Annotated in this window: 11 protein-coding genes; 5 read left to right on the forward strand and 6 right to left on the reverse strand. The window is 70.0% G+C overall.

The window, feature by feature from the left end; genetic code table 11:
* Positions 1-6 precede the first annotated feature (6 nt).
* From ACIBAD_RS09060 to dusB, 4 genes are all read right to left on the reverse strand, one after another.
* Complete coding sequence (locus tag ACIBAD_RS09060; protein WP_134075414.1) at positions 7-471, reverse strand: group III truncated hemoglobin; 465 nt, start codon at positions 469-471, stop codon at positions 7-9.
* A 170-nt stretch (positions 472-641) separates the two neighbouring features.
* Positions 642-1694 (reverse strand): winged helix-turn-helix domain-containing protein, encoded by a 1053-nt coding sequence (locus tag ACIBAD_RS09065; RefSeq protein ID WP_134075415.1) that lies wholly within the window; start codon positions 1692-1694, stop codon positions 642-644.
* A 387-nt stretch (positions 1695-2081) separates the two neighbouring features.
* On the reverse strand, positions 2082-4790 hold the full coding sequence (gene ppdK, locus ACIBAD_RS09070) for a pyruvate, phosphate dikinase (RefSeq protein ID WP_134075416.1): 2709 nt from the start codon (positions 4788-4790) through the stop codon (positions 2082-2084).
* 376 nt (positions 4791-5166) lie between these two features.
* Positions 5167-6309, reverse strand: coding sequence for a tRNA dihydrouridine synthase DusB (gene dusB, locus ACIBAD_RS09075; RefSeq protein ID WP_134075417.1), 1143 nt, complete (start codon positions 6307-6309; stop codon positions 5167-5169).
* A gap of 64 nt (positions 6310-6373) precedes the next feature.
* Between dusB and ACIBAD_RS09080 the strand changes: the two genes are divergently transcribed.
* Positions 6374-7822 (forward strand): MFS transporter, encoded by a 1449-nt coding sequence (locus tag ACIBAD_RS09080; protein ID WP_398905495.1) that lies wholly within the window; start codon positions 6374-6376, stop codon positions 7820-7822.
* A gap of 41 nt (positions 7823-7863) precedes the next feature.
* Here ACIBAD_RS09080 and ACIBAD_RS09085 read toward each other — a convergent pair whose 3' ends face one another.
* The gene (locus ACIBAD_RS09085; RefSeq protein WP_398905497.1) at positions 7864-8319 is read right to left on the reverse strand and encodes a MarR family winged helix-turn-helix transcriptional regulator; all 456 of its coding nucleotides are present in this window, start codon (positions 8317-8319) and stop codon (positions 7864-7866) included.
* A gap of 91 nt (positions 8320-8410) precedes the next feature.
* On the opposite strand from ACIBAD_RS09085, the gene ACIBAD_RS09090 reads away from it, so the two are divergent.
* The 4 genes from ACIBAD_RS09090 (at position 8411) to ACIBAD_RS09105 (ending at position 11305) form a co-directional block, all read left to right on the forward strand.
* A complete protein-coding gene (locus ACIBAD_RS09090; protein WP_398905499.1) occupies positions 8411-8755 on the forward strand; it encodes a DoxX family protein in 345 nt (114 codons plus the stop codon).
* Positions 8756-8811: 56 nt separating this feature from the next.
* A complete protein-coding gene (locus ACIBAD_RS09095) occupies positions 8812-9840 on the forward strand; it encodes an aldo/keto reductase (protein ID WP_134075420.1) in 1029 nt (342 codons plus the stop codon).
* A gap of 21 nt (positions 9841-9861) precedes the next feature.
* Positions 9862-10455: a TetR family transcriptional regulator gene (locus ACIBAD_RS09100; RefSeq protein WP_134075421.1), complete on the forward strand. Its 594-nt coding sequence runs from the start codon at positions 9862-9864 to the stop codon at positions 10453-10455.
* Positions 10456-10591: 136 nt separating this feature from the next.
* On the forward strand, positions 10592-11305 hold the full coding sequence (locus tag ACIBAD_RS09105; RefSeq protein WP_134075422.1) for a VC0807 family protein: 714 nt from the start codon (positions 10592-10594) through the stop codon (positions 11303-11305).
* Between the two features lie 81 nt (positions 11306-11386).
* Here ACIBAD_RS09105 and ACIBAD_RS09110 read toward each other — a convergent pair whose 3' ends face one another.
* Positions 11387-12769: a glycine--tRNA ligase gene (locus ACIBAD_RS09110; RefSeq protein WP_134075423.1), complete on the reverse strand. Its 1383-nt coding sequence runs from the start codon at positions 12767-12769 to the stop codon at positions 11387-11389.
* Between the last annotated feature and the right edge of the window lie 5 nt (positions 12770-12774).

The following is a 12774-nucleotide window of genomic DNA, read 5'->3' on the forward strand; positions in this document are numbered from 1 at the left end:
CGCAGGTCAGGCCGGGGATCGGAGCTTCAGGGCGGTCAGCGGGATGAAGCCGCGGGCGTCCTTCCGGTGGAGCAGCGCGGGGTCCGGCCCGGCCAGCCGCTTGTGCAGGGCCAGGGCGATCCGCTCGCCCGTGGCCTTCGCCCGCTCCGCGTTCGGCCCCCGGTGCAGGCCGTCGACGGCGGCGTTCCACAGCTGCACCCAGCGCCCGAAGTCCTCGGCGGTCATCGCGCGCGCCGCGTGCAGGGCGGCGTGCGGGCCGAAGGCGTCGCGCCCGTAGTCGGCCGTACGGAACAGGGCCCGCTCCCAGAAGTCCGTGATCCGGGGCAGGTGGGCCTCCAGGTCCGTGCCGGCTATCTCGGTGAAGAACGGCCCTATCCGCCGGTCGGCGAAAGCGGCGGTGTAGAAGCGGCGCAGCACGACGGTGAGGTCGGCGCGGCCGGAGATGTCGTTGTCCGCGGCGAACTGGTTCATGGCTTCACCATCCTGGCGCACGCACGGGTGTTCCAGGGCGGAAAGTCCCGCCGTTCGTCACTTCGTGCGGATCGCGGGCGAACCGGTCGCCCGCGCGGGCGACCGATCGTACGACCGGTCCGGGGCCCTCGTCGGCGGCATCGGCCGGCCGGCCGGCCGATGCCGCCGGGTCAGGAGGCCACTGCTCCGCCCCTCAGCAGCGCGGCCCCCAGCGGGGTCACCGTGTGCAGAACGGCGTTGCCCCGGCGCAGGGTGGTGACCAGGCCCGCCTCGCGCATCACGCAGGCGTGCTGGCTGGCAGAGGCCAGCGAGACCCCGGCCCGGCGGGCCAGCTCGCTGGTGGTGGCGCCGTCGCCGATGGCCCGCAGCACCACCGAGCGGGTGTGCCCGACGAGCTTGCCGAGCGTGCGCTGGCGCTGCTCCTCCAGGGGCCGAATCGATTCGCCCGCCGCGGACGCCGAGGCCAGCTGCGCGGCAGCCGGGTAGACCAGTACCGGGGGCAGCTCCGGGTCGTGCAGGGTCACGGCGGTGCGCCGGCAGAAGAACGACGGCTGGAGCAGCAGCCCGCGCCCCCGCAGCCGCACGTCGCGGTCCACGGGGTAGTCGCACTCCAGGACCGGCGCCCGCCAGCGCAGCATCGGCGGCAGTGAGGCCAGCAGCTCGTCCGCGCCCCCGTCCAGCAGGGCCCGGCCGCGCGCGGCCCGCTCGGCCTCGATCTGGGCCTGGATGTGGGTCCAGTACGGCTCCACGGCCGCCCGGTGGTAGCCGCGCAGCTCGCCCAGCAGCCTCGGCAGGTGCTTGGTACCGCCCTCCATGAAGTCCCGCAGCCGCCGCGGGACCGGCGCGTCGACGCCTCCGCTGACGGCCGCGGGCATGCCGAACGCGGCCCCGACGCCGGCGCCCGCGCCCAGCAGCGCGAGCTCGCGCCGCATCCGCTCGGGGCGGATCCCGCGCAGGGCGTCCAGACCCACGTCCCACCCGTACTGCCCCTCCACAGGGGTCAGGAAATCGGGAAAATAACCACGACTCGGTATGAGCGCACCGAGCAAGCGTGTTTCACTATTCAACCTGCTCCGGGTTTCCGTACGCCATTCACCGAAGAGCCGCGCATCACGCCGGTCTCTTAAGCGGTGAAAACTCAGAATCGTTTCCCACAACGCATCGGGACGCCCTGCCATCCGTACGCGTGCCAGGTCCACTCCAGTGAAATGGATACGCAGCACCGAACCCCCACCTGTGCAACCGCAATCCCCCCGCCCCATGAGTATGCATGCCGTCACACGACGTCACCACGCCCTTTCAGCCACAGTTGAAACCCCTTTCGGCGGGGGCGTGACAACCGAAATCCTGTACTCCGCCAGGCACACTCCGGTGCGACCGAAACGCTCCGTGAAGGCCGTGGGGGGCTTTGCGGGGCCTGGCGGTCGGTCGCACCGGGAAGCGCCGACGTGTCTGGCAGATTGGCAGCAGGCGGTGGACGGGTGGGGATCCGTCCACCGCCTGCTGGCGTAAAGATTTGTTGAACACAAAAAGTGGCGCGTCCGCCCTCGGGGGTCAGGGAACCCGGGGGCGGACGCGCAGTCAGCGGGCCTTGTCAGGCCTGGAGGGACTCAGCGGCTGTCGCTGCCCTTCGCCTCGGCGGCGGCACGGCCGGCCTCCAGGCGGGCCACCGGAATCCGGAACGGCGAGCAGGAGACGTAGTCGAGCCCCACCTCGTGGAAGAAGTGGACGGACTCGGGGTCACCACCGTGCTCGCCGCAGACGCCGAGCTTCAGGTCGGGGCGGGTCGCCCGGCCGGCCTGGGCCGCGCTGCGGACCAGCGCGCCGACGCCGTCCTTGTCGATGGTCTCGAACGGCGAGACACCGAAGATGCCCTTCTCCAGGTACGCGGTGAAGAAGCTGGCCTCGACGTCGTCGCGGGAGAAGCCCCACACCGTCTGGGTCAGGTCGTTCGTACCGAAGGAGAAGAACTGCGCGGCCTCGGCGATCTGCCCGGCCGTGAGGGCGGCGCGGGGCAGCTCGATCATCGTGCCGATGGTCAGCTTGAGGCTGGTGCCGGTGGCGGCCTCGACCTCGGCGATGACCGCGTCGGCCTCCTCGCGGACGATCTCCAGCTCCTGGACGGTGCCCACGAGCGGGACCATGATCTCGGCGCGCGGGTCGCCCTTGGCGTTCTTGCGCTCGGCCGCGGCCTCGGCGATCGCCCGGACCTGCATGGCGAACAGACCGGGGATGACCAGGCCGAGGCGGACACCGCGCAGACCCAGCATCGGGTTCTGCTCGTGCAGCTTGTGCACGGCCTGGAGCAGGCGCAGGTCGTTCTCGTTGGCGTCCTTGCGGGCCTCGGCGAGGGCGACGCGCACCGACAGCTCGGTGATGTCGGGCAGGAACTCGTGCAGCGGCGGGTCGAGGAGGCGGACGGTGACGGGCAGCCCGTCCATGGCCTCGAACAGCTCGACGAAGTCCTTCTTCTGGAGCGGCAGGAGGGCACTCAGTGCCGCCTCGCGCTCCTTGTCGGTGTCCGCGAGGATCAGGTGCTCGACCAGCTCGCGGCGCTCGCCGAGGAACATGTGCTCGGTGCGGCACAGGCCGATGCCCTGGGCGCCGAAGCGGCGGGCGCGCAGCGCGTCCTCGGCGTTGTCGGCGTTGGCGCGCACCCGCAGCCGGCGGACGCGGTCCGCGTAGGCCATGATCCGGTGGACGGCCTGGACCAGCTCGTCGGCGTCGTCGGCGCCGGCGTGCATGCGGCCCTCGAAGTACTCGACGACCGGGGACGGTACGACGGGTACCTCACCGAGGTAGACCTTGCCGGTGGAGCCGTCGATGGAGACGACGTCGCCTTCCTCGATCACCGTGCCGCCGACCGTCATGCGGCGGCGCTTGGTGTCGACTTCGAGGTCCTCGGCGCCGCAGACGCAGGTCTTGCCCATACCGCGGGCCACGACGGCGGCGTGCGAGGTCTTGCCGCCGCGCGAGGTCAGGATGCCCTCGGCGGCGATCATGCCGTCCAGGTCGTCCGGGTTGGTCTCGCGGCGGATCAGGATGACCTTCTCGCCGGAGCGCGACCACTTGACGGCCGTGTACGAGTCGAAGACGGCCTTGCCGACGGCCGCACCCGGGGAGGCGGCGATGCCGCGGCCGAGCAGCTCGGTGGCGGCGCCCTCGTCGAAGCGCGGGAACATCAGCTGCGCCAGCTGGGCGCCGTTGACGCGCTGGAGCGCCTCGGCCTCGTCGATCAGGCCCTGGTCCACGAGCTGGGTGGCGATGCGGAAGGCGGCGCCGGCCGTGCGCTTGCCGACGCGGGTCTGCAGCATCCACAGCTGGCCGCGCTCGATCGTGAACTCGATGTCGCAGAGATCCTTGTAGTGGGTCTCCAGCGTCGTCATGATCGTCATGAGCTGGTCGTACGAAGCCTTGTCGATCGACTCCAGGTCCGCCAGCGGGACCGTGTTGCGGATGCCCGCGACGACGTCCTCGCCCTGGGCGTTCTGCAGGTAGTCGCCGTAGACGCCCGCGTGGCCGCTGGCCGGGTCGCGGGTGAAGGCGACGCCGGTGCCGGAGTCGGGGCCGAGGTTGCCGAACACCATGGAGCAGATGTTGACCGCGGTGCCCAGGTCGCTCGGGATGCGCTCCTGGCGGCGGTAGAGCTTGGCGCGGTCGGTGTTCCACGAGTTGAAGACCGCCTCGACGGCGAGGTCGAGCTGCTCGCGGGCGTCCTGGGGGAACTCGCGGCCGGCCTGCTTGGCGACGATCTTCTTGAAGCGGGTGACCAGCTTCTTGAGGTCGGCGGCGTCGAGGTCGGTGTCGACGGCGACCTTCTTGGCGGCCTTGGCCTCGTCGAGGGCTTCCTCGAAGAGCTCGCCCTCGACGCCGAGGACGGTCTTGCCGAACATCTGGATGAGGCGGCGGTACGAGTCCCACGCGAAGCGCTCGTTGCCGGCCTGGGAGGCAAGGCCGGCAACGGACTCGTCGGAGAGGCCGATGTTGAGGACCGTGTCCATCATGCCCGGCATGGAGAACTTGGCGCCGGAGCGCACGGAGACCAGCAGCGGGTCGTCCGACTGCCCGAGCTTCTTGCCCATCTTCGCCTCAAGGGCGGCCAGGTGGGCGCTGACCTCGTCGCGCAGGGCGGCCGGAGCCTCACCGCTCGCGAGGTAGACCTTGCAGGCCTCGGTGGTGATGGTGAAGCCGGGAGGGACCGGCAGACCCAGGTTGGTCATCTCGGCGAGGTTGGCCCCCTTGCCGCCGAGAAGGTCCTTGAGGTCGCGGTTTCCCTCGGTGAAGTCGTAGACGAACTTCTGATCTTTGTTTTCCGACACGGGTCTCGACTCCTCGAGGACTCGGTGGCTGCCCTGACGGCCAGGAACATACCCAGATCGAAGGCTTCTGGGTACGTCCACTTGGCCGTCATGTGGCTGTAACCACTCGTGCGCCACCAGATCGAAAGTAACCAATGAGTAGCCAGAACATACGAAGAGCGTTCACCTCCCGAAGACGGAAGGGCCCCTTGAGGCCTGTTCCCGCTCGGATGAGCGATCATCGATACATTTGCGTTCAACTCTTGAACGAACAAAGGGTGGCACCCAGTGCCACCCTTTGGAAGTCATACCCGTGATTTTCGCGCTCATGTGAGCGCAACCCCACCCATGCGTGGCGTATGTCACGCCGCCCACGGCACAATTTGTCAGCTGATTCTCAGCCCCCGGACGTGTCCAGTTCGGCATCCTCGCTCACGCCCGCGCAGTCGTACGGATCCTTCAGCCAGCCATCCGGGAGGACAACTCGGTTGTTTCCGGACGTCCGGCCGCGCGGGCCGTCCGCGCTCTCCGGCCACGCCTGGTCCAGGTCGAGCTCGCTCAGATGAGCGTTCAACTCGGCCAGCGACGACGTGACCGCAAGCCTCTTCCGCATCTCGGAACCCACCGAGAAGCCCTTGAGGTACCAGGCCACGTGCTTACGGAAGTCGATCACCCCGCGCGCCTCGTCGCCGATCCACTCCCCCAGCAGCTGGGCGTGCCGGTGCATCGTGGCCGCGACCTCGCGCAGCGTGGGCTTGTGGAAGTCCTCGGGGCGCCCCTCGAAGGCCGCGACCAGGTCGTTGAACAGCCACGGGCGGCCCAGGCAGCCGCGCCCGACGACCACGCCGTCGCAGCCGGTCTCGCGGACCATGCGCAGCGCGTCCTCGGCGCACCAGATGTCGCCGTTGCCGAGCACGGGGATCTCCGGCACGTGCTCCTTGAGCCGCGCGATGGCGTCCCAGTCGGCCGTGCCGCCGTAGTGCTGGGCCGTGGTGCGCCCGTGCAGGGCGATGGCGGTGACGCCCTCCTCCACGGCGATGCGGCCGGCGTCCAGGTAGGTGAGGTGGTCGTCGTTGATGCCCTTGCGCATCTTCATGGTGACGGGCAGGTCGCCGGCGCCCGCGACCGCCTCGCGCAGGATCGCGCGCAGCAGGTTCCGCTTGTACGGGAGGGCGGAGCCGCCGCCCTTGCGGGTCACCTTGGGCACCGGGCAACCGAAGTTGAGGTCGATGTGGTCGGCGCGGTCCTCTTCGACGATCATTCGGACCGCCTTGCCGACCGTCGCCGGGTCGACTCCGTACAGCTGGATCGAGCGGGGTTTCTCGGTCTCGTCGAAGTGGATCAGCTGCATGGTCTTCTCGTTGCGCTCGACCAGGGCGCGGGTCGTGATCATCTCGCTCACGAAGAGGCCCTTGCCGCCGCTGAACTCCCGGCAGAGGGTGCGGAACGGGGCATTGGTGATGCCGGCCATGGGGGCGAGCACCACGGGGGGCTGCACGGTGTGAGGGCCGATCGCGAGCGGCGGAGGGAGCGTGGTCATCCCCCCATTGTCGCCCAGCCGAACCGGAGCACACATCTCTTTAGTTAGGCGTACTATCGGAACCATGCCGGAGTTGAGCCGCCGACGGAGGATGCTGGTCCTGGCGATCTGCTGCATGAGCCTGCTCATCGTCAGCCTCGACGTGACCGTCCTGAACGTCGCCCTGCCCTCGATGCGCCGTGAGCTGCACGCCTCGGTCTCCGGGATGCAGTGGACGCTCGACGCGTACACGCTGGTCCTGGCCTCGCTGTTGATGCTGGCGGGTTCCACGGCGGACCGGATCGGGCGCCGCAGGGTCTTCACCGCGGGCCTCGTGGTCTTCACGGCGGGCTCGCTGCTCTGTTCGCTGGCGCCGACGCTGGAGTGGCTGATCGCCTTCCGGATGATCCAGGCCGTGGGCGGCTCGATGCTCAACCCGGTCGCCATGTCGATCATCACCAACACCTTCACGGACCCGCGCGAGCGGGCCCGCGCCATCGGCGCCTGGGGCGCGGTGGTCGGCATATCCATGGCCGTCGGGCCGCTGATCGGCGGGCTGCTGGTGGAATCCGTCGGCTGGCGGTCCATCTTCTGGATCAACCTCCCGGTCGGACTGCTGGCCCTGGTGCTGGCCCTGCGCTTCGTCCCCGAGTCGCGGGCCGCGCGCCCGCGCCGCCCCGACCCGGTGGGCCAACTGCTGGTCATGGCCCTGCTGGCCTCCGTGACGTACGGGATCATCGAGGCCCCGAGCGCGGGGTGGACCGCTCCGGTCATCCTCGGCTGCGCGGCGCTGGCGGTGGCCTCGCTGGCGGGGCTGCTGCTCTACGAGCCGCGGCGGGCGGAGCCGCTGATCGACCCGCGGTTCTTCCGGAGCGCTCCGTTCAGCGGCGCCACGCTGATTGCGATCAGTGCCTTTGCCGCGCTGTCCGGGTTCCTGTTCCTGAACACCCTGTACCTGCAGGACGTACTGGGGCTCAGCGCGCTCGACGCCGGGCTGTACATGCTGCCGATGGCGCTGCTGACCTTCCTCTGCGCCCCGCTGTCGGGCCGGCTGGTCGGCAACCGGGGGCCGCGGCCGTCACTGCTGATCGCCGGGACCGCGATGGGGGCGAGCGGGGTGCTGTTCGCCGCCTTCTCGGCGCAGACCTCGACGCCGCTGCTGTTCACCGCGTACGTGCTGTTCGGGCTGGGCTTCGGCATGGTGAACGCGCCCATCACCAACACGGCGGTCTCCGGGATGCCCCGGGCCCAGGCGGGCGTGGCCGCCGCGGTGGCCTCGACCAGCAGGCAGACCGGCGGCACGCTGGGCGTGGCCGTGATCGGCGCGGTCCTGGCCTCGGGGACGGCGGCCGGCGCCGGTTTCGTCGAGGCGGCGCGTCCGGCCTGGTGGATCATCGCGGGCTGCGGGCTGCTCGCGCTCGTGGTGGGGGCCGCGACCAGCGGCCGGTGGGCCATGGGGACGGCGGTGCGGACGGCCCGCACGCTGGAGCAGGCGGCGGGGCCGTCACGGGCCGCGGCTCCCCCGCGCGGCTGAGGCCAGGCGGGCGGCGGTGCGGCTCCGGAGGGTGCCGTCCTCTACTCGCCGCACTCGAAGTGTTCGGGGTTCGAGTCGATCCGGCCCAGCAGTCCGCGCAGCGCGTCCTGGTCCTGCTGCGAGAAGGCGGAGAACAGCGAGAGCTCGACCTCGTCGAGCGCCGCGTTCGTCTTGGCGAGGGCGGCCGATCCCGCCTCGGTGATGGCCACGTTGTGGCGGCGGCGGTCTGCGGGGTCCCGGCGGCGGACGGCCAGGCCCTCGCCCTCCAGGTCGTTGAGGATGCCGACCAGCACGCTCGGATCCACCTCCAGCCGCTCGGCGAGTACCCGCTGGCCGAGGGGGCCGTCCTCCAGGTGCATCAGCGTCATCGCATGCCGGGGGGTGAGTCCGGCCGTGCTGAGCGCCTTCTTCATGAGGGTCTCGGTGATCGAGCCGTGCCAGGCCAGCAGCAGGCCCAGCCGCTGCGGGGGGTGCGGGGATTCCTGAGCTGCCGTCATATCGGACATCGTAACAATCAGGGAATGGTTGCAGAGTTTCGATCGTTGACGCGATTCAATGATTTGAAGCCTTCGATCATTGGAGTTCATCATGTTCATTGCGTACGCCGTCGTCGCCGGCCTGCTCGCACTCGTCCTGGCCGCGTCCGCCACGTTCACGCTCCAGCGGAACGAGGCGGTCATGGCGAGCATGCGGAGGGTCGAGGTCCCGGATGCCTGGCTGCCCCGACTGGCCGCGCTGAAGGCGGCGGGGGCGATAGGCCTGGTCGCGGGCCTGTGGGTGACTCCTCTGGGGGTGGCCGCCGCCCTCGGCGTGACCCTCTACTTCATCGGCGCGGTCGTCAGCCACCTGCGCGTCAAGGACTTCGAGCTGGCCCCGGCGGCCGTGCTCGCCCTGGTCGCGGCGGGGGCGCTGGTCCTGCGCGTGGCGGCGTAGCACCCTGACGGGTGACAGATATTGAAATCTGTCACCCGTCATGCCATGGTTGTCCCATGACCACGAATGAGAACACCCGCACCCTTGGCTCGACCGGCCCCTCCGTCTTCCCCCTGGGGCTGGGCTGCATGGGCATGTCCGCCCTGTACGGGGAGGCCGACCGCACCGAGTCCATCGCGACCGTCCACGCCTATCTGGACGCCGTCCCCGACGGCGCGGGCGCGCTGCTCGACACCGGCGACTTCTACGGCATGGGGCACAACGAGATGCTCATCGGCGAAGCCCTGCGCACGGCGCCGGCCGCGGCCCGCGAGCAGGCGCTGATCAGCGTGAAGTTCGGCGCCCTGCGCACCGTCGAGGGCGGCTTCACCGGCTACGACGGCCGCCCCGAGGCCGTCAAGAACTTCCTGGCCTACTCGCTCCAGCGCCTGGGCCGGGACCACATCGACGTCTACCGGATCGCCCGCGTCGACCCGTCCGTCCCGATCGAGGAGACGGTCGGCGCCATCGCCGAGGCCGTCGAGGCCGGGCACGTACGGCACATCGGCCTCTCCGAGGTCGGCGCGGACACCCTGCGCCGGGCGGCGGCGGTGGCGCCGATCGCGGACCTCCAGATCGAGTACTCGCTCATCTCCCGCGGCATCGAGGCGGAGATCCTGCCGGCCGCCCGCGAGCTGGGCATCGGGGTCACGGCGTACGGGGTGCTGAGCCGCGGCCTGATCAGCGGGCACTTCAGCCGCGACCGGGAGCTGGCTCCGGGCGACTTCCGCGGGATGAGCCCCCGCTTCCAGGGCGAGAACCTGCAGCGCAACCTCGACCTGGTCGACGCCCTGCGCAAGGTGGCGGAGGACAAGGGGGTCAGCGTCGCCCAGACCGCCATCGCCTGGGTGCTCTCGCGCGGCGAGGACATCGTGCCGCTGGTGGGCGCCCGCCGGCGGGACAGACTGGCCGAGGCGCTGGGTGCCATGGCGGTGGAGCTGACCGCTGCGGACCTGGCGGCCATCGAGGAGGCGGTCCCGGCGGGAGCCGCGGCCGGAGAGCGGTACCCGCAAGCGCAGATGGCCCACCTCGACAGCGAGCACTGAGCGGGCGGTACGGTCGTACTCATGCCCCCCGCTGCTGCCGAGCCCCTGACACCCGAGCGCATCCTTGAGACCACCGAGGAGGTGCTGCGCCGCTACGGCCCCACCAAGGCGACCGTGGTGGACGTGGCCCGGGCCCTGGGCGTCAGCCACGGCAGCGTGTACCGGCACTTCCCGTCGAAGGCGGCGCTGCGCGAGGCCGTCACGGATCGCTGGCTCGCCAAGAGCGTGGTGCGGCTGGAGGAGATCGCCTCCGCCCCCACGGGCACCGCGCCCTCCAAGTTGGAGGCTTGGCTGGAGGCGCTCTTCGAGGCCAAGCGCCACAAGGCGGGTGACGACCCGGAGCTGTTCGCGACGTACACGGTGCTGCTCGCCGAGAACAGCGGCGTGGTGGACCACCATCTGACCCAGCTGATCGAACAGCTGGGCCGGATCATCGCCGAGGGCGTGGAGGCGGGCTCGCTCAGCGCGCCCGATGTACCGGCCGCGGCCCGTGCGGTGTTCGATGCCACCGGCCGTTTCCATGATCCGCAGTACGCGGCGGAATGGCTCAAGCCCACGATCATCACGGAGTTCGAGGCGGTCACCGCGCTCGTGATCCGGGGCCTGCGCGCCTGACCGGGGCCGCACCGTCCGGAACGAGCCACTCCGCACAGTTTGATGATCATTTTGGGTGTGGCTTACTTGTCCGTACCCCGTCAAACTCCATACGGTCCCCCTACCGCACTTCATCAGGCACGTTCCAGGGGGAACCTTGTCCGCTCAACCAACTCAGGCAGCGCAGCCCGCGCCTCCGGCCCGCTCCGGCGGCGCCGCTGCGATCGGCTGGATTCTGACCATCGGCCTCAACGTGGTCGCGCCGATCCTCACGTACAACCAGCTGCACGACCACGGCTGGAGCGAGTTCGGCGCGCTGCTGGTCAGCAGTGCCTGGCCAGTGCTCGACAGCGTGATCAGCCTGGCCTGGCGCCGCAAGCTCGACGAATTCGCCGTCGTCACCCTGGTGTTCCTGGTGATCACGGCCGTCGTCTCGCTCGTCGGCGCCCACTCGGCCCGCGCCCTGCTGATCAAGGACTCTGGTGTGACCGGGCTGTTCGGGCTCCTGTGCCTCTCCACCCTGCTCGCGCCGCGGCCGCTGATGTTCTACTTCGGCCGCAAGTTCGCCACCGACGGCACTCCCGAGAGCACCGCCTGGTGGAACGGCCTGTGGCAGTTCGACGGCTTCCGCCGCACGATGACCGTGATGACCACGGTGTGGGGCGTGGCCTACCTCGCCGAGGCGGCGGTGCGGGTCGTCCTGGCGTACGTTCTTCCCACCGACACCATGGTGGCCGTCAGCCCGATCATGATCTACGGCGTGCTCGGCCTGCTGGCCGCGTGGACCACGTTCTACGGCAAGCGCTCGAAGGCCGAGGGTGAGCGGCGCGCCGCCGTGGCGGCCGCCGAAGCCCAGGTGGCGAGCGCCTGAGCAGCGCCGCAAACGACGGTGGCCCGGTGCGCGGGACGCGCACCGGGCCACCTGCCGTTCAGCCCCGGTCGGGGCCGGCGCCTAGCAGCCGAGCAGGCGGCTGCCGAGGTAGCTCTGGATCTGGTCCAGGGAGACGCGCTCCTGCTTCATGGTGTCGCGCTCGCGCACGGTCACCGCGTTGTCGTCCAGGGTGTCGAAGTCGACGGTGACGCAGAACGGCGTGCCGATCTCGTCCTGGCGGCGGTAGCGGCGGCCGATGGCGCCCGCGTCGTCGAACTCGATGTTCCAGTTCTTGCGCAGGTCGGCGGCCAGGCCCTTGGCCTTCGGCGACAGCTGCGGGTTGCGGGACAGCGGCAGGACGGCGACCTTGATCGGGGCCAGGCGCGGGTCGAAGCGCATCACGGTGCGCTTCTCCATGGCGCCCTTGGCGTTCGGGGCCTCGTCCTCGACGTACGCGTCGAGCATGAAGGCGAGCATGGCGCGGTTCACGCCGGCCGCCGGCTCGATGACGTACGGGGTGTAGCGCTCACCGGCTTCCTGGTCGAAGTAGGTGAGGTCCTGGCCGGAGGCCGCGGAGTGCGCCTTCAGGTCGAAGTCGGTGCGGTTGGCGATGCCCTCCAGCTCGGAGAACTCGCTGCCGCCGAAGTTGAAGCGGTACTCGATGTCGGCGGTGCGCTTCGAGTAGTGGGACAGCTTCTCCTTCGGGTGGTCGTACCAGCGGATGTTCTCCTCGCGGATGCCGAGGCCGCGGTACCAGTTCCACCGCTCCTGCATCCAGTACTCCTGCCACTGCTCGTCCTCGCCCGGCTTGACGAAGAACTCCATCTCCATCTGCTCGAACTCGCGCGTGCGGAAGATGAAGTTGCCCGGAGTGATCTCGTTGCGGAAGGACTTGCCCATCTGCGCGATGCCGAACGGGGGCTTCTTGCGCGAGGTGGTCTGCACGTGGGCGAAGTTGGTGAAGATGCCCTGGGCGGTCTCGGGGCGCAGGTACGCCTTCGAGCCGGTGTCCTGGGTCGGGCCGAGGTGGGTCTCCAGCATGCCGGAGAACTGCTTGGGCTCGGTGAACTGGCCCTTCACACCGCAGTGCGGGCAGTTGATGTCGGCGAGGCCGTTCTCGGGCGGACGGCCGTGCTTGGCCTCGTACGCCTCTTCCAGGTGGTCGGCGCGGTGGCGCTTGTGACACGAGGTGCACTCGGTCAGCGGGTCCGAGAAGGTCGCGACGTGGCCGGAGGCCACCCAGACCTCGGGGGCCAGGATCACGGAAGAGTCGAGGCCGACGATGTCCTCGCGCCCGGTGACCATGGCCTTCCACCACTGGCGCTTGATGTTCTCCTTGAGCTCGACACCCAGCGGACCGTAGTCCCAGGCAGCCCTGGAGCCGCCGTAGATGTCACTGCACGGGAAAACGAAGCCACGGCGCTTGCTCAGGCTGACGATGGTTTCGATCTTGTCGGCGGCCACGGTGC

It is taken from the genome of Streptomyces sp. NPDC051109 (assembly GCF_044455885.1).
Lineage (GTDB): Bacteria > Actinomycetota > Actinomycetes > Streptomycetales > Streptomycetaceae > Streptomyces.